Source organism: Variovorax sp. V118 (genome assembly GCF_041154445.1).
Classification (GTDB): domain Bacteria; phylum Pseudomonadota; class Gammaproteobacteria; order Burkholderiales; family Burkholderiaceae_C; genus Variovorax; species Variovorax boronicumulans.
The window spans coordinates 1,337,223-1,362,641 of record NZ_AP028663.1 but is presented as its reverse complement, the minus strand read 5'-3'; the positions used below and the strand labels follow the sequence as shown (position 1 = coordinate 1,362,641).

Here is a 25,419-nt window from a genome sequence, read left to right as displayed (position 1 = left end):
CATGAGCCTGCACACCCGCCTGCAACAACGCGCCGCCGAAGGCCGCCCCATCCACATCGGCCTGATCGGCGCCGGCAAGTTCGGCGCCATGTACCTGGCGCAGATCCCGCGCACGCCCGGCGTGCAGCTGGTCGCCATTGCCGACCTCTCGCCCGCCGCCGCGCGCGTCAACCTGGAGCGCGTGGGCTGGCAGGCCGAGCGCAGCAACGCCGCCTCGGTGCAGGAGGCGCTGAAGACCGGCGCCACCTGGATCACCGACGACTGGCAGGCCGTGACGCGCGAGCCCAGCATCGACATCGTGGTCGAGTGCACCGGCAACCCGGTCGCCGCCGTCGACCACTGCCTGGACGCCTTTGCGCACGGCAAGCACGTGGTCAACGTGACGGTCGAGGCCGACGCCTTCTGCGGCCCGCTGCTCGCGCACAAGGCGCAGCAGGCCGGCGTGGTGTATTCGCTGGCCTTCGGCGACCAGCCCGCGCTGATCTGCGACCTGGTCGACTGGGCCCGCACCTGCGGCTTTCCGGTGGTGGCGGCCGGGCGCGGCCACAAGTGGCTGCCGCACTTCACCGAATCGACGCCCGAGACCGTGTGGGGCAACTACGGCCTCACGCCCGAGCAGGCGAAGCGCGGCGGGCTCAACCCGAAGATGTTCAACAGTTTTCTCGACGGCTCCAAGCCGTCGATCGAAAGCTCGGCCGTGGCCAACGCCACCGGCCTGGGCGTGCCCTCCGACGGCCTGCTCTACCCGCCCGCGAGCGTGGAAGACATTCCCTTCGTCACCCGTCCGAAGAGCGAAGGCGGCGTGCTGGAACGCAAGGGCATGGTCGAGGTGATCTCGTCGCTCGAAGCCGACGGCCGCAAGATTCCGTACGACATCCGCATGGGCGTGTGGGTCACGGTCGAGGCCGAGACCGACTACATCAAGAACTGCTTCGAGGAATACAACGCCCACACCGACCCGAGCGGGCGCTACTTCACGCTGTACAAGCGCTGGCACCTGATCGGGCTCGAGGTGGGCATGTCGGTCGCCAGCGTGGCGCTGCGCGGCGAGCCCACCGGCGTGGCCACCGGCTGGAACGCCGACGTGGTCGCCACCGCCAAGCGCGACCTCGCCGCGGGCGAGATGCTCGACGGCGAAGGCGGCTACACCGTCTGGGGCAAGCTGCTGCCGGCCGAGCGCTCGCTGCGCCTGGGTGGCCTGCCGCTCGGGCTGGCGCACAACGTCAAGCTCGTGCGCCCCGTCAAGAAGGGCCAGAGCCTGAGCTGGGCCGACGTGGCGATGGACACCACCACCGCCGCCTACCGGCTGCGCCAGGAAATGGAAACGCTGTTCACGCCCGCGGTGCGCGCCCACGCGGCCTGAGCGCGGGGCCTGGCGCCCACGTTGCGCCAAAGAGCGAACAGGACAAGAATCTTCTGCTCGGCACCGGTCCGGTGTCGAAATGACCGGCTGCGGGCCGTCATTGTGGTGAGCGATCTTGCTCGTCAAGCTTTTCCTCACGGAGAAACACCATGCAGTACATGTTGATGTTCTACCAACCCGCGGCCGAATTCGAACAACGCAACGACGCCTCGTCGCAGGCCTACCGCGCCAGCTGGGTCGCGTACGCCGACGCGGTGCGCCAGTCGGGCATTTCGCTCGGCGGCCACGGCCTGCTGCCGCCCATGACCGGCACCACGCTGCGCGTGCGCGGCGACAAGCGCCAGGTGCAGGACGGCCCTTTCGCCGACACCAAGGAACAGCTCGGCGGCTACTTCGTCGTCGACGTGCCCGACCTCGACGCGGCGCTCGAATGGGCCGCGCGTGCGCCCTGCGCCGCCAGCGGCGGTGTCGAGGTGCGGCCGGTCTTCACCGCCACCGCAGCGGCGGGCGCGAGCCAGACGTGACCACTCCGGCGGCACACCACGCCGCCGAACGCGCGGCACGCGAGTCGTACGGGCGGCTGCTGGCCATCCTGTCCGCCCGCACGAACGATATCGCGGCCTCCGAAGACGCGCTGGCCGATGCCTTCGCCCGCGCGCTCGAGCGCTGGCCCGCCGACGGCGTGCCGGTGCAGCCCGACGCCTGGCTGCTGAGCGTCGCGCGGCACCGCAAACTCGACGCCTGGCGCCACAGCCGCGTGCAGGACGACGCCACGCAGACGCTGCTGCTGCTCGCCGGCGAGATGGACGAAGCCGACCCCGATGCCGCCACCGTGCCCGACGAGCGCCTGCGCCTGCTGTTCGTCTGCGCGCACCCGGCCATCGACGCCGCCGCGCGCGCGCCGCTCATGCTGCAGACCGTGCTCGGCCTCGACGCCGCGCGCATGGCCGGCGCCTTCCTCACCTCGCCTTCCGCGCTGGGCCAGCGGCTGGTGCGCGCCAAGGCCCGCATCCGCGCGGCCGGCATTCCTTTCGAATACCCGCAGGCGCGCGACCTGCCGCACCGGCTGCGCGACGTGCTCGACGGCATCTACGCCGCCTACGGCACCGGCTGGGACGACGTCGACGGCGCCGACGCCCTGCCGCGCGGCCTGACGACCGAGGCCATCGACCTGGGCCGCATCCTGTGCCGCCTGCTGCCCGCCGAGCCCGAGCCGCTGGGCCTGCTGGCGCTGATGCTGTTCTGCGAGGCGCGCACCGCCGCGCGCCGCACCGAGGCCGGCGCCTACGTGCCGCTCGACCAGCAGGACATCACGCGCTGGGACCACGCGCTGCTGGCCGAGGCCGAGCACCACCTGCGCATCGCATCGGCCATGCAATCGCTCGGGCCCTACCAGCTCGAGGCCGCGATCCAGTCGGCCCACTGCGAGCGCCGCGCGGGCGCACCGGTGCCGCCCGAGGTGCTGGTGTCGCTGTACGAAGGCCTGCTCGCGCTGCGGCCGAGCATCGGCGCGCAGGTGAGCCTGGCGTGTGCGCTGGCGAATGCGCGCGGGCCCGAGACCGGGCTGCGCGCGCTCGATGCGATTCCGTCGGACGAGGTGGCGAGCTACCAGCCGTTCTGGGCGGCACGCGCGCACCTGCTCGCGGCCGGCGGTGCGCGCGTGGCGGCGCGGCAGGCGTACGACCGGGCGATCGGGTTGAGCAGCAATGGCGCGGTGCGGGCGTACCTGCACGCGATGTCGGAGCGGGCCTGAGGCGACCTGCGCCTACCGCGCATTGAAAGTGCGCGGAAACAACGCGGCCTGCGAACGGTCTCGCAATCGGTATCCCATGGCGGGCCGGCCCAGGCTGCCCGCCACCATGCCCGCTTCTTCCATGAACCCACCATCCAGCATCCGCTTGCGGAAGGCACTCTTGTCGATGTCACGGCCCAGCACGACCTCATAGGCGTGCTGCAACGACGGCAAGGTGAAAGGCTCTTCCAGCAGGAAAGCCGGCAGCGAGGTGTATTCCACCTTGCTGCGCAGACGCGCAACGGCCGCCTCGAGCAGTTCTCCGTGGTCGAACGCCAGACGTTTGCGCAAGGCCGCATCGACCTCGAACCACGCCACCTCGGCGGCGTTGGCGCCGCTTCGCAATTGCATGGCCTGCGCCGGGATGAGTGCATAGAAGCAGTGCGTGGCCGACCACCCGCGCGGATCGCGCTGCACCCCGCCCCAACTCCCGAGCTGCTCGAGATAGGGCGTGACCACGCCGGTCTTCTCGCGCAGCTTGCGCAATGCGCAATCGAGCAGCGAGGCATCTTCATCGGTGTTGATGAAGCCGCCCGGCAATGCCCATTTGCCAGGAAACGGCTCGTTGCCGTCGGCCGCTCGTTTCACCAACAAGACCTGCAGTGCGTCGTCGAGCACAGTGAACATCGCCACATCGACAGTGACCAACGGGCGGGGAAAGGTCAAGGCAGGGAACGTTGAAGCGGGCATGGTCACGATCAGCTTGACTCCGAATTTATTAGTTGTACTATACAACCCATCATTAGTTGCACAGAGCAACTCAATGAGATCGCAAGAAGAACAACAACGAGAGGAACCCAGAACAATGAACAAGCAGACCACGCCGCTTCCCACCGAGCCCCATCTCGCCCAACGCGAGCGCTGGCCGCAGGACGGAAAGCACATCCTGGCGCATCACGATGCCCAGTCCGTCATCGTCTACCAGGCCTACCGCCCCGCCATCGGCGAATACGCGGTGCGGCACGGCCGTCTCGACGGACCGGACTTCAGCCTTTCACGGATGAGCTGGATCAAACCCAACTTCCTCTGGATGATGTATCGCTCCGGCTGGGGCACCAAGGAAGGCCAGGAGGTCACGCTCGGGCTGCGGCTGCGCCGTGCGTTCTTCGAACGGGTCGTGCGCGAGGCCGTGCCTTCGACCTTCGATGCCGAGCGCTATCCTGATCGCGATGCGTGGCAGGAAGCGGTCAACCGCTCCGAAGTTCGCCTGCAATGGGACCCGGACCACGCACCGGCAGGCAACAAGCTGGAACGCCGCGCGATTCAGCTGGGCCTGCGGGGCCGAACGCTCGCCGCGTTTGCGAATGAAGAACTGCTCGAGGTGATCGACATGCGCGCCTTTGTGGACGCTCAACGCCCGATGGCGCAGAACGACAACCCCGGGCTGCAATTGCCGGTCGAGCATGTGCTCGGCTTCGAATCCTGAGGACCACAAGGAATGACGACGAACACACCCCACGCGCTGCGCAGCAACAAAGACCTGCTCGCGCACATCGCCCAAGGCCACAAGATCGACTGCCTGTTCTTCTGGGGCCACCAGGTTCCGAAGGACGGCAGCATCGGCAAGAGCTGCTTCAGCCAGTGGTACGAGGCGCCCTTCACTGTCGGAGGCGTCGCGTACCGTACCGCCGAGCATTTCATGATGGCCGGCAAGGCGCGGCTCTTCGGTGACGCGGCCACCTGCGAAAGGATCATCGCCGCGCGCACGCCCGGCGAAGCAAAGAAGCTGGGGCGCCAGATCGGCAACTTCGATGAAGCGGCGTGGCTCGAAGCGCGCTTCGACCTCGTGACGCGCGGAAACGTTGCGAAGTTCTCGCAGAACGCGGCGCTCGGCGCGTACCTGCTCGGCACCGGCCGGCAGGTGCTGGTCGAGGCGAGCCCCGTCGATGCGATCTGGGGCATCGGCCTCGCGGCGACGGACGCGGCAGCGCAAGACCCGCGCACCTGGAAAGGCCTGAACCTGCTGGGCTATGCGCTGATGGCGGCCCGCGACGAACTGGGGGCGGCCCCATGAACGCGGCGCGCTACCAGGGGTGCCTGCTCGGGCTGGCCTGCGGCGATGCGGTGGGCACCACGCTGGAGTTCCGCACGCGCGGCACGTTCGAGCCCATCACCGACATGCGCGGCGGCGGCCCTTTCGGCCTGATCCCCGGCGAATGGACCGACGACACCTCGATGGCGCTGTGCCTCGCGGCGAGCCTGATCCATTGCCAGGGCTTCGATGCCACCGACCAGATGAACCGCTACTGCAACTGGCGCAGCGTGGGCTACATGAGCAGCACGGGAAGCTGCTTCGACATCGGCTTCACGGTGTCGGGCGCCCTCACCCGCTACCTCGCATCGGACGATCCGTTCGCGGGCGACCCCGATCCGCGCACGGCAGGCAACGGAGCGCTGATGCGGCTCGCGCCGGTGCCGATGTTCTACGCGCCGAGCGCCGAAGCCACCTGGCGGCAGGCCGGCGAAAGCACCCGCACCACGCACGGCGCGCAGGAGGCTATCGAGTGCTCGCAGCTTTTCGCGTTGCAACTGCGTGCAGCGCTGCAAGGCGAAAGCAAGGCGGCGATCCTTGCCACCGTACCGTTGGCGCCCTTGAGCGAAAAAGTCGCGGCGCTGGCACGCGGCGACTACGCCTCGAAGCCGATCGAACACATCAAGGGTTCGGGCTACTGCGTCGAATCGCTCGAAGCAGCGCTCTGGTGCTTCGCGCACACCGACTCGTTCGAGCAGGCGGTCCTCGCGGCCGCCAACCTGGGTGACGATGCCGACACCACCGCGGCGATCTGCGGCCAGATCGCGGGTGCCTTCTACGGCGTGGACGGCATTCCTGCCGGCTGGCTGCGCCAGCTCGTGATGCGCGACGAGATCACGCAGATGGCCAACGACCTGCTCGCGCTGGCGCAACGCTGAACGCGCCCGCGCTCAATCCGACGTCACGGCAGCGGCGGCCCCCACGCGCCGCCCTTCGAGCCGGCTGCCACCCTGCGTCAGCGTGACGCCGATCACCTCGCCGCCATCCCCACGCCGGAACACGAACTGCGCGCCGATGGCCGTCACCGCAAAACGATCAGGCCCCGTGGGCGTGAGCCCGTTGTAGCCCTTGCCCGATTCACGCGCCAGCAAACGCCCGTCGCGCACGGTGAAGCCCAGCACCTGCGCCTTGCCGACGCGGAACTCGCCCGCGTAGTCGGCCAGGCGCTTCGGATCGATGGGCACTTCCGTCGTCGGCACCGGGTAGCGGCTCTTGCCGATGGCGAGCATCACGGGCTGCAGCGGCGCGCGCTGGTTGCTGGCCAGCACGATGAGCGCCTCGCCGGTGTCGGGCGCCAGCAGCCAGAGCGTGCGGTAGCCCTCGGTGACGCCCGCGTGGTAGTAGGTGCGTCGGCCGGTCTCGGGGCCGCGCACCATCACGGCATAACCGATCTCGGCGCCCTCGTAGCGCGCGAGCGGCGTGAGCAGGCGCGCGGCGGCCGGGCCCAGCGGGCCGTGGGCGCCCGCGAGGATGGCGCGGCTGAAGGCCAGCATGTCGGCGGCGGTCGAGCGCAGCGCGCTGGCGGGCGCGTAGGCATGCATGTCGAAGCGGCGCTGGCGCTGGTCGCCCGCGAACGGCGGCGCCATGCGCGAGGCCTTGTCGCCGAGCGGGATCACGGTGTCGTTCATGCCCAGCGGCTCGGTGATGCGCGCGCGGACCAGCTCGCCCCACGAGGTGCCGTAGCGCAGCGCCAGCAGCTGTCCGAGCAGCGCCATGCCGAAGTTGCTGTAGCGCGCCTCGCACGGCGCCGCGGCGGCGGTGAGGTGGATGCGCGCGAGCGCGGCCCAGAACATCGGCAGGTCGAAGCTGCGGAACTGCTCGGCCAGCGCGGCGCCGCCGGTCACGCCGTCGGCCATCACGGGCAGGCAGCCGGTGTGGGTGACGAGCTGCCGCAGCGTGATCGCGGCCACGGCGGGCGGCACGCCCTCGGCATGGCCGGCCAGCAGCTTGCCCACGCTGTCGTCGAGCGCCACGTCGCCGCGCTCCACGGCCTGCGCCAGCAGCAGGCCTGTGAAGACCTTGGTGACGGAGCCGATCTCGAACATCGGCTGCTCCGCGCTGGCCGCCGCAATCGCGCGCGCCACCAGCGGCTCGGGGTTGTGGGCGATGCCGTAGGCGGCCTTGTCGCCGCGCAGCACGCCGACCACCAGCGTGCCGCGCTCGGCGCCGAGCGCGGTGCGGGCCAGCACGGCGGGGTCGCTGGCGAGCGAGAGCGGTGCGGACGGCGGTGCGAGTTGCGCGCTCGCCGCGCCCGCCAGCCAGGGCACGAGAAGCCAGGGCGCCAGCCAGCGGCGGCACCAGGCGGAGGGCAGAAGCCGCATCGTCGGAATCCTCGGGCGTGAAGTCGTCATCGTCGAACAGACGCCATCCTGCCACGGCGGCCACAATGACCCCATGCGTGCATTGCTTTCGACTTTCTCCTGGCAGGAACTGCGCCACCACCCCTGGCGCAACGCGGCAGCCGTGCTGGCCGTGATGCTGGGCGTGGCGCTGGCGTTCTCGGTGCAGCTCATCAACGCCTCGGCGCTCGACGAGTTCTCCAGCGCGGTGCGCTCGGTGAACGGCCAGCCCGACCTCGAGGTGCGCGCCGCGCAGGGCAGCTTCGACGAGGCCGTGTTCGGCCGGCTCGCGCGCCGGCCCGAGGTGGCGCTGGCGAGCCCGGTGCTCGAGTTCCAGGCCCTGGCCCTGGGCCACGACGGACGCCAGGTGCCGCTGCGCGTGATCGGCATCGATGCGCTCGCGCTGCCCACCATCGCGCCCGCGCTGATGCCGCAGTCGGCCGCCGGCGCCGACCGCTTCGCGCTGTTCGCGCCCGGCCATGTGTTCCTCAACGCGGCGGCGCGCCAGGCATTGCAGCTGCCGCTGCAACCCGCGACCGGCGAGAGCCTGCAGCTGCGCAGCGGCGCCGCGTGGCAGCGCCTTGCGGTGTCGGGCCATGTGACGGCCGGCGGCGCGGCGTTGGCGGTGATGGACATCGCGGTCGCGCAGGAGCTGTTCGGCCCGCTCGGCCAGTTGAGCCGCATCGACCTGCGGCTCACGCCGGGCACCGACCGCGCGGCCTTTGTGGCCACGCTCGAAAAGTCGCCCGACTGGCCCGCAGGCCTGAAGTTCGCCGAGCCGGGCGATGCGGCCGAGCGCGTGAGCAACCTGTCGCGCGCCTACCGCGTCAACCTCACGGTGCTGGCGCTGGTGGCGCTGTTCACGGGCGCGTTCCTGGTGTTCTCGGTGCTCGCGCTCAGCGTGGCCAAGCGCGCGCAGCAGTTCGCGCTGCTCGGCGTGCTGGGCCTCACGCCGCGCGGGCGGCTGCGGCTGGTGCTGGCCGAATCGCTGGTGCTCGGGCTGATCGGCAGCGCGGCCGGCCTGGCGCTGGGCACCGCGCTCGCGGCCTTCGCGCTGCGCGTGCTGGGCGGCGACCTGGGCGGCGGCTACTTCGAAGGCGTGGCGCCCCGGCTGCACTGGAGCAGTGGCGCCGCGCTGCTGTACGGCGGGCTCGGCGTGGTGGCCGCGCTGGTGGGCGGCTGGTGGCCCGCGCGCGCCGCGCAGGCGCTGCCCGAAGCGCAGACGCTCAAGGGCCTGGGCGCGGCGCCCGCGCAGGGCCGCCACCACTGGCTCGCGCTCGGGCTCATCGGCGCGGGCGCGGCGCTGGCCAACCTGCCGGCCATCGGCGGCATTCCGGTGGCGGCGTATCTGTCGGTGGCCTGCCTGCTGGTGGGCGGCATCACCGCCCTGCCCTGGCTCATCGCGCTGCTGTATGACCGTGTGGCACCGGCGTTTGCGCGGCGCGTGCTGCCGATGCTCGCCGTCGAGCGCGCGCGGCGCATGCGCGGCACGGCGGCCGTGGCGGTGAGCGGCGTGGTCGCGAGCCTGAGCCTGGCGGTGGCGCTCACGGTGATGGTCGCGAGCTTTCGCGAGTCGGTCACGCACTGGCTCGACGTGGTGCTGCCGGCCGACCTGTACGTGCGCGCCACCTCGGGCGGGCGCGGCAGCGGCAACAGCGGCGGCACCAGCAGCACCGACACCGCGACCTTCGCGCCGGCCTTCGTGCAGGCGCTGGCGCAACTGCCCGGCGTGGCGCGCACCGGCACGCTGCGCACGCAGTCGCTGCAGCTCGACCCCGCGCAGCCCGCCGTGACGCTGATCGCGCGCAGCCTCGAAGGCGGCGTGGTGCGCGGCCTGCCGCTGGTGGGCGAGGCACTGCCGGTGCCGCCCGGCCAGACCGGCATCTACGTGAGCGAGCCGATGGTCGAGCTGTACGGCGCGAAGCCGGGCAGCGCGTTCGCGCCGCTGGCCGATGCGATGCGCACGGCGACGCCGCAGGTGTTCTTCGTGGCCGGCGTGTGGCGCGACTACGCGCGGCAGTTCGGCGCGATCGCGATGGACGCGCGCGACTTCGAGCGCATCACCGGCGAGCACGACGTGAGCGACGTCGCACTGTGGCTCGCGCCCGGTGCGTCCGAAACGGAAGTGCAGGCGGCCGTTCGCGCCCTCGCCTCGCGCGCATCACGCGACGGCGCCGTGGAGCTCGCCTCGGTCGGCCAGATCCGCGCGACCTCGCTGCGCATCTTCGACCGCAGCTTTGCCGTCACCTACTGGCTGCAGGCCGTGGCCATCGCCATCGGCCTGTTCGGCATCGCCGCCAGCTTCAGCGCGCAGGTGCTGGCGCGGCGCAAGGAGTTCGGCCTGCTCGCGCACCTGGGCTTCACGCGGCGGCAGGTGCTGGCCGTGGTGGCCGGCGAAGGCGCGGCCTGGACGGCCATCGGCGCGGTGGCCGGGCTGCTGCTCGGGCTGGCCGTGTCGGTGGTGCTGGTGAAGGTGGTGAACCCGCAGAGCTTCCACTGGAGCATGGACCTGCTGGTGCCGTGGGTGCGGCTGCTGGCGCTGTGCGCGGCTGTGGTGGCGGCCGGCACGTTCACGGCGTGGATGGCCGGGCGCGCCGCCGCGGGTCGCGACGTGGTGCTGGCGGTGAAAGAGGACTGGTAGCGCCTCACTTCTGCGCGCGTGGCGCGCCGGCGCGCATCGGCGCGACGACTTTCTCCTGCCATCGCCGCGAAAGACCCCGCCGGGGCGAAGCGCCTTCCGCCCGCACGGTGTGGCCGGACGCATGCGCGCAGTAGTCCAGGGCCTGGCGAAGTGCCGTGTCCACCCGACGCAAGGAGATGCAATGCCGGTCCGCCACGTCCTGGCGGGTCATCTCCTCGATCTGCAGTGCCACGAGCACCGAACGATGCCGATGCGAAAGCCGCTGCATCGCCTGCTCCACGGCCTCCACGGCCGAACGTGCCTCGGCGATGGCATCGGGGCCGGGCGCGTGATCGGCCAGGAGATCGAGGGCCGTATCCCATTCGCCCACGTACTGCCAGGACCGATCGCTGCGCAGGCGATCCATCGCCAGGTTGCGCGCCGTTCGGTAGACATAGGCCCCGGGACTGCGCACAGGCTCCGATGCCGTCATCTCGCCCAGGCGCAGCCAGGCCTCGTGCAGGCACTCGCTGGCCTGGTCGGAGCAGCCGAGATCGCGGGCCAAGCGGCGATGCAGGTACGCGTAGTTCGCCGTCAGAAACGCCCGCAGCACGACGCCGACGGGTTCGCCGTGACCCGCGAATGGCCCTTGAAAACAAGGACCGGGATCGAACTCAGCCGCGGACATCGTCTTACTTGCCCGCATGGCGCAACCTGGTCTTCTCGGCGTCGGTCAACAGCGACATCACCGACGCGTCGAACTGGTTGCCGTGTCCAAAGACCTGCACAGGGTTGGCAGGGTCGTACCGAGGCGCAGCGCCCGCTTGCGCGCCGGGGCGTGGCGGCGACGATGCACCCGCACCGCCCGACGGCAGGCTTTCGTTGCCGAAGCCCAGCACCCGCACCGTGAAGACCGAGGGCAGGTTCTGACGTGCCGCGGCCCGCTCCTGGCGCATGGACTCCTGCGCCGCCATGGCCGCCGCCGACGCCGCCGCGCTGGCGGTGGTCAGTGCGCCGATGTTCACCGCCGCCACCACCGGCAGCCCGGTCGTTTCGCCCTTGACCTGGATGTTGTCGGCGTTGCGCACCTGCAGCGCTGCAATGTTGAGGTTGCTGGCGACCCGGATGCCGGCATCGCCCGCATCGATGGTGCCCCGGGGCGCGACCAGGTCCACGTCGCCTTCGCCCACGGTGCCGATGCCGGCGCCGCTCATGTCGCGCTTTTCCTCCACGGTGATGTTGCCGTCGGCGTCCGACGTGACTTCCGGCGCCTGCGGGATGCGCACCGTCTTGGCGCCGCGGCCGGCGTCGATGTCGCCCTGGCTGGACCACAACACCTGGTCGCTGCCCAGCGGCTCGGCCTGCGAGACGAAGGACAGGATGCGCGAGCGGTTCACGATGATGTCTCGGTCGGTGAACACATTGACCTGCCCCGGCGAGGCCAGCGTCACCAGGCCGTATCCGTCCGGCACCACCGCGCCCAGCCCCGCCACCTGCAGGCCGCCGCCGGGGGTGAAGACATTGATGTCGCCCCCCTGGTGGGTGCGCGCCGCCATCCGGGTCGCGGCGATGCTGCCCACGCCGGACCAGCTGCTGCGCCAGTTGTCCGGCAGGTCCGCGGCGTAGCGCACGGGCTGGCCTTCGGCCGTCGCACCGCGGAACAGCGTGTCGATGGCCGCGGAGCCGCGACGGTAGCCGCCGTTGATCGGGCCGTTCTGCCCATCGCCCCCGTTCTGGTCGCGCCCTCCTTCGCGCAATTCATAGACAAAGACCTGGCGCAGGAACTGCTCGCGCACCAGGGGCGGCAGTTGCCGGTATTGCTCCCACGCCTGCTGCGGGCTCAGCTTGCCGTCCGCAGTGCCGGTGAGGCTGGCGACCTTGTCGGCACCGAGCATGCCTTCCACGAAGGACACCAGGCCGCGGCGCGTCAGCTTGGCCAGGTCGCCGCGGTTTTCCACCCCGTCGCTCAGGTACAGCGGCGCCACGGTGCCGTCGGCCAGGGTGGTCTTCAGATAGTCCGGCATGGCGGCCACGTTGGCCGGGTTCAGGTAGGCCCGCTCGAAGGCGTCGTAGCTGGCGGCCTTGTTCATGCCGGCCATCAGGGTGATGCCGGCGCCCTCGGCGGGCAGGGCCTTGATGACGTTCGATTCTTCGCCGAGCGGCGTTGCCGACACGTAGTCCCAATAGCGATTGGCATTGGTGTACAGCGACAGGTTGTTGCCCTGGATGTCGCGCCCGGCCAGCAGCAGCAGGGATCCCGGCCCTTGCAGCGCGGTGCGGCTGCCCCTGTCGTAGTAGTAGGCCGCCGCGTCGCCGCTGTATCGCGCATATCGGTGCGACAGGAGCCTGTTGGCGACAGCCAGGATGTCGTTGCCCGCCGCCAGCATGGTGGTGTCGGTGGGGCGCAGGTTGCGCGCGCTGAGCTCGAAGTTGCGGATGTCGGTGCCGGCCTGCACGTGCACCGATTCCGACGCGATCAGATTCAGGTCGCTGATGGAACCGGTCGCCGCGTACAAGCGGCTGGGCGTGAAGTCATGCACCTGCATCGGCAGCACATCGGGGTTGTCGAACAGCTCCATGCCATTGAGGCTGTTGGTCAGGAACGTGTTCGTCACCGAGAAGCCGCCATAGACCGACTTCAGCGGCGCGCCGAACGCCGATGCCCCGCCCAGCGTGATCGTGAAACCCATCCACGGCCGGAATATCGACGGCCACTTGTCCAGCGTGGTCTGGGTCATGACGATGGCACCCGTGTTCTGCAGGCTGCTGCCGCGCAGGAAGCGCAGGTCTTTCGCGGCCAGCAAAGACAGGTCGCTGCTGTTCGCCGGCGCCATCGCCAGCAGGCCCGCGACGTCGATGTTGCCGCTCAGGGCCGACACGCTGACCTTGGCCGGGTACAGGCCCACCATGTCCGTCTGGAGCTTGGTGTCCGTCATGCCGCTCACCAGCCTGGTGGTGTTCTCCGTGTCGTTTCCTGCCACGAATTCCGACTGGTTGACCAGGCGCACGTTGCCGCCGGTGGACACCAGGCTGACGGCGCTGCGCTCTGTCTGACTGCTCATGAACATCGCATGGCTGGACGCGCCGCTGGTGTCCCGGTCGGCCTGGTCGACGTAGGCACGGCGTATCTGCATCGGGTCGATCACGGTCTGCAGGACCAGGTCGCCCAGCGTCTGCAGCTTGAGCGTGGCGTCCGACAGCGCCAGCACGGGCGCGATGTCGTAGGAATAGGCGGTGTTGGGCCAGCTGCTCGAGATGCCGGTCATGACATAGCCGGCGGCGCTCGTGCCTGCGTCGATCTCGCCGGCGCCGCGGCCCACGTAGTACTGGCCGGCCTTCAAGGCGCCGCCTGCGCTCACCTGCAGCTGCCCGCCATTGCGCGTCACGATGGAGGCCGCGGCGTCGCCAGCGGAACGCCCGCCCGTCACGCGCATGGTGCTGGGCAAGGCCACCACCAGGTTCACCAGGTCGCCGCCCGCCGACAGCTTCACGTTGCCGCCGCCCAGCGCGCCCAGGCCCTGCTGGAAGCTGGCGTGGTTCACCCACCAGCTCGGTTGCTGGCCCCGGGCGGACATGACCGGCGCCCAGCTCTCGCCCATGTTGTACGCGTCGTAGTAGCCGGTGGGACTGCTGAGATCTCCGCCATAGCGGCCCTGGCGGAACAGCCATTCGGTCAGGATCTGGTCCGAACGCGCGCCCTGCGCGGTGGGCGCACGCACGCTGCCCTGGACCGCGACATCCACGTGGCCACCTGCGGTGCCGTACTGGGCATCGACGCTGGCGGTGTCGAAGCCGCCGCCCAAGGTGGGATCGGCCTCGGCCCGGCCTGCGGTGTACAGCGCGGACTCCTTGTGCGCCAGCACGAGGTCGCGCCCGGCGCGTACCGTCAGGTCGCCGCTGCCGGTGCGCACCAGCTTGCCGGCGCCCGACTCGGTGCCGGCCGTGCCCACGCGGATCGTGCCGGTGTCGGCTGCAAGCGCGCCCGATGGCCGCGTGGCCAGTGCATCGACCGACCCCAGGTCCGCGCCCGCCACCAGGCGCAGGTTCCACGACGCGGCCTGCTGCAGCCGCGCCGCCCGGCCCGCGCCGTTGTCGCGGCCCGCCACGTCGAAGCCGTCGCTCAGATGGCCGTCGATGTTCAGGTTGCCGCCGGCGCGCAGCGTGAGCGTGCCTTCGCGGTGCGCCGCACCGAAGCTGTCGAACAGATTCCAGTCGCGGCCGAGCGTCAGGTCACCGGGGCTCGTGATCTCGATGCCCGCCGCCAAGGTGTAGGCGGCGGCGTTGCCACCCAGCCTCGCCAGGATGCCGGTGTGGCCTGCAAAGGCATTGGCCTCGGCGATCGCCTGCGGGGCCACGGATTCCACCGTGCCATCCGTGCTCGCATGGCGGCGCACGCCTTCGAGCACCGCGGAGCGCGCGCCCAGCACGGCGGCGTTCAGCGCCGTGACGTTCAGGCCGTCGTTGCCTGCAGTGCGCTGCGCCCGCAGCCGCAGCTTGCCGCCTTCGCCGCCGCTCAGGTCCAGCGTGCCGCCGGCCAGGTGCAGTTGGCCGTCGACCGCTTCCAGGTCGATGCGGCTGCTGCCCAGGCCATCGATGGCGTCGGTGGCATGGGCCGCCAGCACCGCGCCCGACTGCATCGTCAGCCCCGCCCCGCCGACCAGGCGGATGCTGCCGCCGTAGGCCGCGTTGGCTTCGACGCGCGCCGTGCCGTCGACAGCAATCACGCCGCGGTCGGTGATGACTTCGAAGTCGGCCACCCGCGTGGTGCCCGCGATCGTCAGGTCGCCCTGGCGGACGCGGAACTGGCGCGAGCGGCTGAAGCCCGCATCGTTGAGCGTTCGCGCCATCGCGCCGAAATCGTCCAGCCGATCGATGGCCAGCGCAAAGTTGCCACCGTTGCCGCCGGCACCGGCCTGCGCTTGCAGCGTGCCCCCGAAGTGGACCCGTCCGCCGGCCGATGCATCCACCGTCAGGCGGCCGGCGTCGCCACCGCGCGGATGGGCGGACAAGTCCAGCAGGCTGCCTGGGGCCAGGTCGATCAGGCCGCCTCGGGTCGCCAGGCTGATCTGGCCCGCGTCTACGTACTGGGCCGCGTCGAAGAAGACTTTTTCCAGGCCGCCCGCGTGCAGGCGGCCCTGCTCTGCAACCGTCAGGTTGCCCGTGCCGGCATCGACCGCAATGCTGCCGCCCAGCGCGAGCACCGGCAGCGCCACGGTCACGCCCTGGCCCGACAGATTGAGGCGCGCGCCCAGGCTGGCGCGGCCCAGTGACGCCATCTCTTGCGCATCCAGCTGCGCGTCCTGCTGCAACACCAGTTGCCCCTGCGTTCGCAGTGCCTGGTCTGAGCCGGACACCCCTTGCAGCACCGGCGTGCGCAGCGTCAGCGCCGCCGTCCCGGCGTCCAGGCTCCCGGTGCCTTCGCCGGCGATGCGCCGGCTGGCCGACAGCAGCACCTGGTCGAAGCCGGACATCGTCTTGTCGCCCGCGCCGAGCACCAGCTCGCCGGCCGACAGTTCCAGGCGACCACCGCCTGTGCCCGCGCTGCCGAGCGACGCACCCGTGTTCTGCAGCGTCAGGTGGGAGGCCTGCACCTGCACGGCATCGGCGCCATGGCCCCGCAAGGCTGCGGCGTCGAACACCACCTGCGCCAGGCCGCGCATGTCGAGCGAGCGATAGAAGTCCAGGCTGCCGTAGCTGTGCAGCGTCAATGACTGCGCGCGCGACAACTGCGCCAGGGCGTCGGTGTCCAGCACCAGGCCGCCGCTGCCGCCACCGATGCCGATGCGGCTCGCGGCCACCGACAGGGCCTTGCCCGACAACTGCGCGCCCGCGGCCATCTCCGTGTTGTTGGTGGCGTCGAGCAGCAACGCCTCGCCGCCCTGCAGCAGCGCACCGGCGCCGATGCGCACCTGGCCGCCGACCGTGGTGTCCACGTTCTCGCGCAGCGCCCGCACGGCCTGGCCGCTGCTCACGCGCACCAGCGCACCCCAGTCTTTGGAGGGCGTGACGATGTGGTCGTCGCTGGTGTCGTTGGGCGTGTTGTTGTCGCTCCACACGGCCGCCACCTGCGGCTTGAGCACCAGGTTCGCCTCGTCGCCCGACGCGGCGCCGTGCGCGCGCAGCACGCTGCCCGACTCGATCGACACGGCATTCGCCGCGGCCAGGATCACTTCCGGGCCGCTCAACGCGGTGCCTGCCGTGTTGCGCAGCACCACATCGCTGGCGGCCACGTCCACCTGCAGGCCTCGCACATTGCCCGTGCGCGTGCCGCCCACCAGCAGGCTGCCCGCGCCGAAGCGCGTCAGGCTGCCGGCGTCCACGACCAGGTAGCCGTCGGCGCGCAGGTCGCTGCTGTCCTGTCCCGCGCCGACGATGGCGATCTTGGCGGCGGCGATGTCCACCAGGCTGCCGCGCCCGCCCGCATCGGGTTGCGCGCGCAGTTCGCCGTCCAGCGTCAACGCGCGATCGGCCTTGAACACCACGGCGCCGCCATCGCGCGCCAGGCGCGGGGTCACGACGTCCTGCCCTGTGAGGCGGTATTGCGTCAGCTTGAACGCATCCGACGAGAAGAAGGCGTTACCCCGCGCTTCGTTGTATTCGCTGACCTTGCGCACCAGGCTGGCGGGCAGCACGCGCCAGCCCGAGGCCGTGGCATCGCGCGCGCCACTGACCGTGTTCTGCTCCCGTCCGGCCACGATCGTCGAGCCGTCACGCAGGCTCACCACCTCGCCACGGGACGCAGCCCACGCCGGCAAGGCCTGGCCCGTGCTCTGCACCGCGAAGGCGCCGGGCAGCAGCGCATAGCGCGCCGGCAGGAGCGTGTACCAGCCAGCGCCCAGGCCGCCGCCGGCCAGCCAGACCTTCTTGCCCGCCGCACCGCCCGCCACGGGCGACAGGCCCTGGTAGCCCGGCAGCACGGCGTACATGCCGGGCAGCGTCAGCACGTCGTGCGAGCCGCCCGAGCCGGGCACGTGCTCCCACGCATGCAGGTCGCCGCCGCCCGCGATGTCCACCACCGCCCCCGCGGCCATGGCCACATCGGGCGCTTGCAGGAGCACGCGCTTTTCCGGCAGGGACGACAGGTAGCGGTTTTCGTCCAGGGAATTGGCATCGCCGGCATTGGCACGGTTGCGACCCTGCGGGTTGGCCGGATCCAGCCAGTATTCGGCGTTGCGCAGGCTGCCGTAGAGCACGTCCAGGCCCGCGCCGGACACCGAGGTCAGGCTGTTCGTGCCCAGCGTCAGGCGCTCGCCGGCATTCAGCGCGATCTGCCCGAAGGGCGCGCGCAGCACGCCGTCCTGCTCGATGACGGGCGCGTTCAGCGTCAGGCTGCCGCCGGCCGACAGAGGCGCCGCGGCGCTCCCGTTGCCGCGCACGGTGATGGCCTGGTCCGAGTTGATTCGCGCCGTGACGGCGGTGGCCGGGTAGACCTGCGCGGCCTTGATCTCCAGCGCGCCACCCACGTCGAGCGTGGCCCGCAGCTGCGGGTCGTCGTAGTCGGTGCCGCCTTCGCTGTAGGCGCCCGCCACGAAGCGCAGGTCGCCGGTTTCCAGCACGGTGCGTTCGAAGCCGCGCAGCTTGACGTCGACGGGCGATGCGGACTCGCCCTTCGCACCCCTGCCTGCGATGTCGATGGCCTGGCTGGCCGACAGGATCAGTTCGCCCGCATTGCGGGCCGTGGCGCCGGCCGCACCGACCGCGCCCACCGCACCTGTCAGTGGGTTCAGTTGCAGATGGTGGGCATGCAAGCGCACCACGCCGCCCAGCCCGTCGCTCTGGATGACCGGGGCGGTGATGCCCAGGCGACCGGCGACGCTCAGGTCGACGCCGCCGGCCAGCTGCACGCCCACTTGCGTGGAGCGCAGATCGACCGCCGAGAAGCCCGTGTCCTGCAGCGCCTTCGCTGACACATGCAGGGTGCCGTCCGAAGTGGCGATGTTGCCGATATGGATCTTGTGGCTCAGCGCCGTGCCGGTGCCGCTCCAGAAGTACTTGTTGAGCAGTTCGACCACCCGCTTGTCGATGCTCGCGTCGTGCTCCCACGGCGCCCTGTCGGCACCCGGCCCCGCGGCAAGCGCCGCGCCCGCGTCGAGGACGAGCCCCTTGCTGCTGGACACCGACGTCGGCAGCGTGGTGTTGATCGCGGTGCGCATGGCGCTGCTCATCTTGACGTCGCCGGCGTACTCGTCGCGCACGTCGAGGTTACCGCTGGTGCCGATGATCCGCGCGTACTTTTCGCCGTTGAAGGTGTACGTGCCGGTGGGGCTCTTGTAGTAGAGGAAGGAGCCGATGTCCGGCGCCACCAGGTCCCCGGACGCACGCCCGGCCGCGCTGGTGTCCGTGATGGACAACGAGCCGCCCGCCGCCTGGGCATTGCCGCCGTGGGCGCGCAGCCTGGCATTCATCGCGCCGCCGGCCGCGGCCTCCATCACGACCGTGCCGCCGTCGCTGCCCAGTTCCTGTTCCACGCGCCGCAGGGCGCCGAGCGCGCCCGTGCCGCGGTCCCAATACGCCACCGTGCCCCGCGCGCCCGACACGTCGATCAGCGCACCGGCCTGCGCGTCCAGCGTGCCGGCGCTCAGCGTGACCGTGCCCCCCGGCAGCACCTTGCCCTGGGGCAGGCGCATGGCCGGGTCGTGGAAGATCTGCGCCACGCCGGGCAGCAGCAACTCGGCCCCGTCGGCCAGCGTCAGGGTGTTCTTGGCGCGGATGTTCAGCGTCCCGGCCGGCGCCTGCAGGCGGCCCGCCACCCGCACGGAGGCCTGTCCGGACCCGTCCGCGTCCAGCGAGATCGTGCCGCCGGTTTCTGTCTGGATGCTGGCGTTCGCGTCGATGCGGATGCCGCCACCGGTCGCGCCGGTCGCCAGCGACAGGCCGCCGGGCGCGCGCGCGGCGCGGCGCTGCTCGCTCAGTTCGTCCAACGCCTTGGGGGCCAGCACATCGCCCAATGCGCTGCCGCTGGGCAGCGTGCGCAGCGTCGACACCGCGGCGGGCATGTCCCAGCTTGTGGGCTGGATGTGCACCTGTGCGCCTTCCGCGACCACGACGTCCCCGCCGAGTGAACGGATGCCGATCGTGCCGAAGCCGCGCTCGGCGTACAGGGTCTGCGGCAGGTGCAGCGGTTTGGCCGCGCCCGATGCCTTCCCGCCCGTGGCGTCGGCCGCAGGCGCGGCGCCGCCCACCTGCACGTCGCCGATCGCCGTGAGCGTGAGCCGGGACGCATCGCCCCCCGCCCAGCCACGCAGGTCGAGCGTCTCGAGCGCGGTGTTGTCGAAGGCCGTCAGGCTGATGGCCCCGCCGTTGCCCGCCTTCACCTTGCCGGCCTTGCCGCCCGCCGTGACACCGGACAGCCAGCCGCCGCCGGACACGTCCAGTGCCGCGCCGGCGGCCACCTCCACGTTGCCGTACACCGTGCCCAGGCCCTCCTTCATCGGGGTGCCCAGTGCGATCGAGCCGCCGTGGATGGCGCGGCCCAGCGTGACGCCTTGGCCGGTGTCGTTGACCCACTGGCCCGCGACGCTCAGCAGGCTGTTGGCACCCAGGCGCAGCACGCTGTCCGCCTTGCCGCCGGCGCTCAGCGCAATGGAGCCGCCCGGAGCGATGAGCTTGCCCTGGATGTCGAAGTTGCCGGGGATGCCCTGGCCGTCGTAGACCGCGGCCGTGAAGCGCGCCCCCGGCTGCAGAGTCACCACCGCGTTGTCTTCCAGCACGAAGCCGGTGTTGAGGTTCAGCTCGATGGCGCCCAGGCCTGAATGGCTCAACCCTGCGGCGGACAGCCAGGTGGTGCGGCCCACGCCCGCGCCAGCGCCGGGAGATTGCCCTTCCGGCTCGGTCAGGAAGGCGTCCTTGCCCAGCGGGCTGTCGATGCTGAAACCCGCCGGCAGCAACGCGGGCTTGTCGCTGATGACGACCTGGCCCAGGGTCCACATGCCCTCTTGCGCGCGGTTGGAACCCACCGTGAGGCGGCCGGCCCGAGGCAGCTCGGCCACTTCCTGCACCCGGTCGCCGGGCTGCACCGAGCCCCTGAACTCACCCTCCAGGATGAAGGCGCTGCCGGCACGGATGTCGATCGAACCGGCATTGCGGCCTTCCTCGTAGCCCGGCTCCCAGCGCCGCCCCGACAGCATCGGATTGACGTAGGTCTGCGTGACGCCCCAGCGCGCATGCGCGTGCAGGTACTGGCCCGCGATGCCCGTGTAGGTCATGTCCGCCGGCGCGGACGACATTGTGTAGGTGCGCCCGTCCGCGCCGCGCAGCAGGGTTTCCGTGTTCCAGCCGTCGCTGTAGCGCACCGAGCCGCCGGACACATCCAGGATGGAGCCCGGCCGCGTGATCACCGAACCGTTGGACTGGATGGTGATGTCGCCGCCTCGCGCCGCCAGCTCCGACAAGCCCACCAGGCCGTTGCCCACCCAGCCCGTCACGTCCGCCAGCGGGGTGCCGACCCAGACGCCCTTGAGCGCCTTGCCGGACTCGTCGGTGACCCATTCGACGCCCGCCATCAGCCCCTTGAAGGTGCCCGACCGGCGGCGATCCACGATGACCTTCCGGCCGTACAGCCAGGTGTTCGCCTGCAGGTGGGAGTCGCGCAGTTCGTTGATGCGCAGTTCGGCCTCGACGAAGTTGCTGGCCATGTCCACCGGCATCTGCATCAGTCCCGCGGTGCTGACGGTGGCGTGTTCACCGATGAGGATGCGGCTGCCGTCGCCCACCTGGGTGTTGCGCTGCAGGGCCGCGGGGTTGGCCTGGGCCTGGATGTCGATGTGGCCCGCGGCGGCGGTGACCTGGGCACGGGTCTGCACGTCGATCGTCTTGCCGTAGAGCTCGATGCGCCCGGGCTGGTAGCGGTTGGCCAGCGAGCCGCTTTCGATCCGCGTGGCGTCCTGCCAGTCGTTGACGACCTGGGTGATGCTGTCCGGCCCCAGGGTCAGCGTGCCGCCCGACCAGGCCGTCAGGCGCGGGACGTCGGCCGCCAGGTTGATGTCGATGTTGTGCACGCCCTGGCCCCAGGCGCGCAGGCGGATGGAGCCCGTGCGGTTGTTCAGCGCGGTGCTGGCTTGCAGGATGCCGCCCTGGTTGATCTCGCGCGACACCATGGTGATGTCGCCGTGATCGGCCTGGACGATGCCGGTGTTGTGCACGCTGTAGCCGACCTGGGCCGCGCGCTGCTCCATCAGCGGCAGGATGTCGGACACGATGCGCCCGATGAGATAGGGCTGGAAGGCGGGCGCTGTCTGCGGATTGATCAGGAACTTGGCCGGAAAGAGCCAGGGCCGCACCGACGAAGTGACGGCATCGAAGCCGCGCACGGTGGGGCTGATTTCCTTGGCCTCCAGCCACACGTTTTCGCCGGCGCCCAGCAGCGTCTGGCCGCTCGGCGTGCGGATGCTGCCCGCGTTGCTGACCTTGGGCGCGAACATCAGCACGTGGCCACCCTGCCCCGTGATCTGCGCACCGGCCGCCACCTTGACGTCGCCCGGCGGCTTGCCCGGATCGAAGGCCGGGCCCATGTCGGCGAACTGCACGTTCGAATCGGCCGGCATCTGCTTGGAGTTCTCGCCGAAGGTGGGAATGCCGACGCCCACTTCGAGGCCGCTCCAGTAACCGGGGTCACCCGATTTCGCGCCCAGGCGCGTGTTGAGACCGGCCTTGAACTGTTCGTCGCTGAGCTTCAGGCTGGAGGCGACCAGGTTGCGCACGTTGACCTGGCTGCTGCCGGTGAACAGGATGCCGTTGCGATTGATGAGGTAGACGCTGCCCTCGGCCTCGATGCGGCCGGCGATCTGGCTGGGTCGGCCGCTGGGGTCGTTGATGCGGTTGAGCGCGATCCACTCGTTGGCGCCGGTCTTGGCGTGGGTGCCTGCACGCTGGTCGAACTTCACCGTCGTGTTCTTGCCGACGTTGAAGGTCTCCCAGTTCAGGATGGCCTTGTCGGCGGTCTGCTCGATGGTGACCGTGGTCCTGCCGTTCGCTGCGGTCTGAACAGGGTCCCTGGCGTTGAGCCAGCCGGCGGTCAGCGAATTCGTGTCGACCTTCAGGCCGCCTTCGGCCAGGCCGTCCGGCGCGGACTCGCCGCTGGCCAGCGCCTCGGCCCGCTTCTGTGTCTGCTGCGCCTGCTGCGCGGCAATCGCGCGCGCGGCCAGGTTCAGGTTGGTGATGGACGTCTGCAGCTGCTGGCTCGCCGCCGACGACGGCTGCGTCGGGTGGATCAGGCTGGACGCCGGCGCGCCGTTCGGCAGCTTGCCCGTGGCGATCGCGCCCGCCTGCGCCGCGCCCTTGTCGGCGAACCACGCCGGGCTGAACGCCCGCTGGGCGTGCGCGCTGCCGAGGACCCCACCGGCAGCCAGCGCCACCGCGATGGCCCGCGCGAGGGGCGCCATCCTGAAAACCTGCTGCGCTGCGCGCGCCGGTCGATTCTTTTCGTTGCACCCACTGATGGTCATTTCTCGTTCCCGCCGAAGTAAAGCCTGTGCCGAAGGGGCTGCGCGCATCGCGCAGGCACGCCCCATTCAAGAAGCCCCTGCGATGGCGATCGAAAGCCAAGGCGACAGGAGCCGTCAGTTTCTTGACGGGACGGAAACGTCGAATTCCAGAAGAATATTTTTGGCCTCGTTGTGGGCGCGCGCGTGTCGCTGCAGCCTCGGTCCGGAAAGTCCTTGCAGATCAACGGCCAGGACGCGCTGCACCTCGGCAAAGTCACGAAAGCTTCACGGTGGCTGCGCACGCCCACCATGGGAAGCCGCGACATCGAGACAGGGCCACCACCCAACCCCGGGGTCCACTTCTAGCTCAGGACCAGCACGCCCGCGGGGAGCGACCGGGCGTTCAAACCGAAGGAGCGCTGCATCTGGAGCAAGGCCAGGTCGAGGCGGTCGAGCTTGAAGGTCGCGGTGACCGTTTTCCCCCGCAGCGAATCGACCATCAGGACCACACGCCCGGGGCGGTAGCGATTGATCTCGTCCAGCACCACCGACAAGGGCGCCTGCTTGAACACGAGCTCACCGCGCCGCCAGGCAGAAGCCACCTCGGGGTCTGCGGCGGCGATGCCGCTGATCGAGTGATCGCGGTAGACCGCTTGCTGGCGTGCCAGCAGCACACGGTCGCCGGCCGGATGCTCGATGCGCACGCGCCCCGCCAGGCAGGTCACGCACACACGCCCTTCCAGGCGGCTGATCTCGAAGCGCGCCGATTCGCCAATGCTGCGGCCGGCGCCGGCCACGACACTGAAGGTGCGCGCACTGGGCAGCATCTCGATCGCCGCTTCGCCGTTCAGCAACTCCAGCCCCTCGGCCTGGTCGTCCGAGGCCACCCGGCGGATGCTGGTGCGGGTGTTCATGGTCACGCCGATCTGGTCGGACCACGTGATCGCTCGCTGCTCGCCGGCGGCCGTGCGCCAGTCCGCACGCCATTCATTGGCCGCGGGCCACAACCCCAGGGGCGAATAGACCGCCACCCCCGCAACACCCGCCGCGGCGGCTGCGCCCGCCACGCCCAGGAAGGCCCGGCGGCTCGCCGCGGGCTTGCGCAGGGTCTCGCGGTGAAGGCTCGCCGCTTCGGCGTCGGTGCGGACCAGCCTGTTCAGCGCGGGTTGAAGCACGCGCCACTGCTGCCGGGCCTCGATGAACGCCGCCTGATGCAAGGGACTCGCGTCACGCCAGCGCCGGAACGCCTGCGCCTCCCACTGTGTGGCGGCGCCCGAATGCAGCTTGCGCACCCACGCGCGCGCGTCTTCGCGCAGCGTCTCGGGAAGCGTCGATGGTGAAGGGTGCGTCGTCATGTCGGTTTCAGGAGCCCCGTACTTGATAGACGGTTGCCGACACCGCAATCCGCAAACTATTTCTTCGTGCCGTCATGAAGACCTGCCAGGGCGCGGTTCCAGCCGCGAGAACAGAAGATCCTGCGCGGCCTTCAGTTCGTACTCGACGGTCCGCACAGGAATGCCGAGCCGCGTGGCCACGTCCCGCTGGGACCAGCCCTCCAGGCGAACCAGCAGCAGGATTTCGCGGCGGCGCGGCGGCAGGCGCGACAGCAGGCCGTCCAGCGCCTCCAGCTGCGAACGAGCCTCGGCGACCTCGGCGGGGCCGGGCGCCGGGTCCGGCAGTTCATTCATCAGCAGCTCGATGTCGTCCGACAGCAAGACCTGGCTCTGTGCGCGCCGGACGTCGATGGCCAGGTTGACCGCCATGCGCAGCAGGTACGCCTGGGGTGTGGCAATGGGGCCCGCCATGGGCTGGCTGCGCTCCAGCTTCAGCCAGGTTTCGTGCAAGGCGTCTTCCGCCAGTTCGCGATTGCCCAGCCGCACGGCCAGGCGTTGCCTGAGCTGCTCGTAGCGTTGCACCAGGAAGCTGCGCAGCAGCGGGATGACGTTCTCCGTCATGCGTCAGTGCACCGTGGCACAGCGGGGCCCGGGCAACACGTCGTGCGGAAGGATGGCCAGCGTGAGCGGCAGCGCCAGGTCCACCGGCGGAGGATGCTCCATCTTCAAAGGAGCCAATGCCGCAAGCATGGCGGCGTCCCGCGCAGGGTCTCCCGAAGACGACACCAGGCGGGCCTGGCCGATGCGGCCCGACGCGGTCACCTGCAGTTGCAGGATCGCGCGGTAGTGGCCGGGGGCCGTACGCAGATCGGCACACAGCGCGTCCCAGACACGGGCCTGGACCAGGGCGTCGTACCCGCGTGGCGAGCCACCAATCGACGCCACCCCGGGCGCCGCTGCGACGCGCTTCAGGATGAACGCGCCGGAAAGCTGCGTGTCCACGTCATCCGCGGTGAAACCTGTGCCGGCCAGCAAGGCCCGCAAGGCGGCATGCGGCGTATGGCGCCCGCGCACCGGGGCGGAGGTTCGCCCCGCCACCCACTCGTCGATGAACATCACCGATCGGCCCGACACCGCCGCGTATTGCGCCAGGGCAGCCGCCAAGGGCTGCGCCGGCAGGTCGAAGTCCAGCATCTGCGCTTCGGACGACGCGCGGGTGGCGGCATCTGCCGACTGCGCGTCGGTGCCTGCGGCCACGGCCTTCGCTGTCGATCCCCAGGCGATGCAGACGCACACCACGGTGCACGTCAGGCCGAAGACGAAGGCTCGCACGAACCTGTCGTCCCTGCCCCGGCCCAAGCCCCGTCCAACCACTCGCCCACGACCACCATGCGCTGAAGTCAACAAGGAAGAAGTGGATCGTGTCAGCAAGCTTGTGGGCAGTATTTCAACTCCTGCAAGCATCACATCGGCGAATGACGACCGCGTGACGACCGGCATGGCCGGGCGCGCCGCGG

Annotated in this window: 14 protein-coding genes; 7 read left to right on the top strand and 7 right to left on the bottom strand. The window is 70.6% G+C overall.

Translation table 11 applies throughout. The features are described 5' to 3' along the window. Position 1 precedes the first annotated feature (1 nt). The 3 genes from ACAM52_RS06235 to ACAM52_RS06225 all read left to right on the top strand — a co-directional run bounded on the left by ACAM52_RS06235 (position 2) and on the right by ACAM52_RS06225 (position 3,116). On the top strand, positions 2-1,363 hold the full coding sequence (locus ACAM52_RS06235; protein ID WP_369646450.1) for an NAD(P)H-dependent oxidoreductase: 1,362 nt from the start codon (positions 2-4) through the stop codon (positions 1,361-1,363). A 149-nt stretch (positions 1,364-1,512) separates the two neighbouring features. Next, complete coding sequence (locus tag ACAM52_RS06230) at positions 1,513-1,887, top strand: YciI family protein (protein ID WP_062478473.1); 375 nt, start codon at positions 1,513-1,515, stop codon at positions 1,885-1,887. Further along, entirely contained in the window at positions 1,884-3,116 is a 1,233-nt protein-coding gene (locus tag ACAM52_RS06225) for an RNA polymerase sigma factor (protein WP_369646449.1), read from the top strand. The genes ACAM52_RS06230 and ACAM52_RS06225 overlap by 4 nt, the downstream gene beginning before the upstream one ends. Before the next feature lie 12 nt (positions 3,117-3,128). On the opposite strand, the gene ACAM52_RS06220 is transcribed toward ACAM52_RS06225, so the two are convergent. Further along, complete coding sequence (locus tag ACAM52_RS06220; RefSeq protein WP_369647702.1) at positions 3,129-3,845, bottom strand: NUDIX domain-containing protein; 717 nt, start codon at positions 3,843-3,845, stop codon at positions 3,129-3,131. A 115-nt stretch (positions 3,846-3,960) separates the two neighbouring features. Here ACAM52_RS06220 and ACAM52_RS06215 point away from each other — a divergent pair, with 115 nt between their 5' ends. The 3 genes from ACAM52_RS06215 to ACAM52_RS06205 are packed head-to-tail and all read left to right on the top strand — an operon-like array spanning position 3,961 to position 6,065. After that, positions 3,961-4,581, top strand: coding sequence for a DUF4291 domain-containing protein (locus tag ACAM52_RS06215; protein WP_062478465.1), 621 nt, complete (start codon positions 3,961-3,963; stop codon positions 4,579-4,581). Between the two features lie 12 nt (positions 4,582-4,593). Next, positions 4,594-5,169: an NADAR family protein gene (locus tag ACAM52_RS06210; protein WP_369646448.1), complete on the top strand. Its 576-nt coding sequence runs from the start codon at positions 4,594-4,596 to the stop codon at positions 5,167-5,169. Further along, complete coding sequence (locus ACAM52_RS06205; RefSeq protein WP_369646447.1) at positions 5,166-6,065, top strand: ADP-ribosylglycohydrolase family protein; 900 nt, start codon at positions 5,166-5,168, stop codon at positions 6,063-6,065. Before ACAM52_RS06210 ends, ACAM52_RS06205 begins: the two co-directional genes overlap by 4 nt. 12 nt (positions 6,066-6,077) lie before the next feature. Here ACAM52_RS06205 and ACAM52_RS06200 read toward each other — a convergent pair whose 3' ends face one another. Then, complete coding sequence (locus ACAM52_RS06200) at positions 6,078-7,508, bottom strand: serine hydrolase domain-containing protein (RefSeq protein WP_369646446.1); 1,431 nt, start codon at positions 7,506-7,508, stop codon at positions 6,078-6,080. Positions 7,509-7,581: 73 nt separating this feature from the next. On the opposite strand from ACAM52_RS06200, the gene ACAM52_RS06195 reads away from it, so the two are divergent. Next, positions 7,582-10,167: an FtsX-like permease family protein gene (locus tag ACAM52_RS06195; protein ID WP_369646445.1), complete on the top strand. Its 2,586-nt coding sequence runs from the start codon at positions 7,582-7,584 to the stop codon at positions 10,165-10,167. A gap of 4 nt (positions 10,168-10,171) precedes the next feature. On the opposite strand, the gene ACAM52_RS06190 is transcribed toward ACAM52_RS06195, so the two are convergent. The 5 genes from ACAM52_RS06190 to ACAM52_RS06170 form a co-directional block, all read right to left on the bottom strand. Beyond that, complete coding sequence (locus tag ACAM52_RS06190) at positions 10,172-10,852, bottom strand: RNA polymerase sigma factor (RefSeq protein WP_369646444.1); 681 nt, start codon at positions 10,850-10,852, stop codon at positions 10,172-10,174. Further along, a complete protein-coding gene (locus tag ACAM52_RS06185; RefSeq protein WP_369646443.1) occupies positions 10,839-22,526 on the bottom strand; it encodes a filamentous haemagglutinin family protein in 11,688 nt (3,895 codons plus the stop codon). The genes ACAM52_RS06190 and ACAM52_RS06185 overlap by 14 nt, the downstream gene beginning before the upstream one ends. Before the next feature lie 404 nt (positions 22,527-22,930). Beyond that, positions 22,931-23,923, bottom strand: a complete 993-nt coding sequence (locus ACAM52_RS06180) for a FecR domain-containing protein (RefSeq protein WP_369646442.1) — start codon at positions 23,921-23,923, stop codon at positions 22,931-22,933. A gap of 72 nt (positions 23,924-23,995) precedes the next feature. Continuing rightward, positions 23,996-24,523 carry an RNA polymerase sigma factor gene (locus ACAM52_RS06175; RefSeq protein WP_139702794.1) on the bottom strand — a complete coding sequence of 176 codons (528 nt, stop codon included), beginning with the start codon at positions 24,521-24,523 and terminating at the stop codon, positions 23,996-23,998. 3 nt (positions 24,524-24,526) lie between these two features. Then, positions 24,527-25,234, bottom strand: coding sequence for an STN domain-containing protein (locus ACAM52_RS06170; protein ID WP_369646441.1), 708 nt, complete (start codon positions 25,232-25,234; stop codon positions 24,527-24,529). Positions 25,235-25,419 lie beyond the last annotated feature (185 nt).

Excerpts from the sequence above, each read along its gene's own strand:
- ACAM52_RS06175 (WP_139702794.1), bottom strand. The coding sequence starts at position 24,523 with ATGACGGAGAACGTCATCCCGCTGCTGCGCAGCTTCCTGGTGCAACGC.
- ACAM52_RS06230 (WP_062478473.1), top strand. The coding sequence starts at position 1,513 with ATGCAGTACATGTTGATGTTCTACCAACCCGCGGCCGAATTCGAACAA.
- ACAM52_RS06195 (WP_369646445.1), top strand. The coding sequence starts at position 7,582 with ATGCGTGCATTGCTTTCGACTTTCTCCTGGCAGGAACTGCGCCACCAC.
- ACAM52_RS06210 (WP_369646448.1), top strand. The coding sequence starts at position 4,594 with ATGACGACGAACACACCCCACGCGCTGCGCAGCAACAAAGACCTGCTC.
- ACAM52_RS06190 (WP_369646444.1), bottom strand. The coding sequence starts at position 10,852 with ATGCGGGCAAGTAAGACGATGTCCGCGGCTGAGTTCGATCCCGGTCCT.
- ACAM52_RS06180 (WP_369646442.1), bottom strand. The coding sequence starts at position 23,923 with ATGACGACGCACCCTTCACCATCGACGCTTCCCGAGACGCTGCGCGAA.
- ACAM52_RS06215 (WP_062478465.1), top strand. The coding sequence starts at position 3,961 with ATGAACAAGCAGACCACGCCGCTTCCCACCGAGCCCCATCTCGCCCAA.
- ACAM52_RS06220 (WP_369647702.1), bottom strand. The coding sequence starts at position 3,845 with ATGCCCGCTTCAACGTTCCCTGCCTTGACCTTTCCCCGCCCGTTGGTC.
- ACAM52_RS06205 (WP_369646447.1), top strand. The coding sequence starts at position 5,166 with ATGAACGCGGCGCGCTACCAGGGGTGCCTGCTCGGGCTGGCCTGCGGC.
- ACAM52_RS06235 (WP_369646450.1), top strand. The coding sequence starts at position 2 with ATGAGCCTGCACACCCGCCTGCAACAACGCGCCGCCGAAGGCCGCCCC.
- ACAM52_RS06185 (WP_369646443.1), bottom strand. The coding sequence starts at position 22,526 with ATGGCGCCCCTCGCGCGGGCCATCGCGGTGGCGCTGGCTGCCGGTGGG.
- ACAM52_RS06200 (WP_369646446.1), bottom strand. The coding sequence starts at position 7,508 with ATGCGGCTTCTGCCCTCCGCCTGGTGCCGCCGCTGGCTGGCGCCCTGG.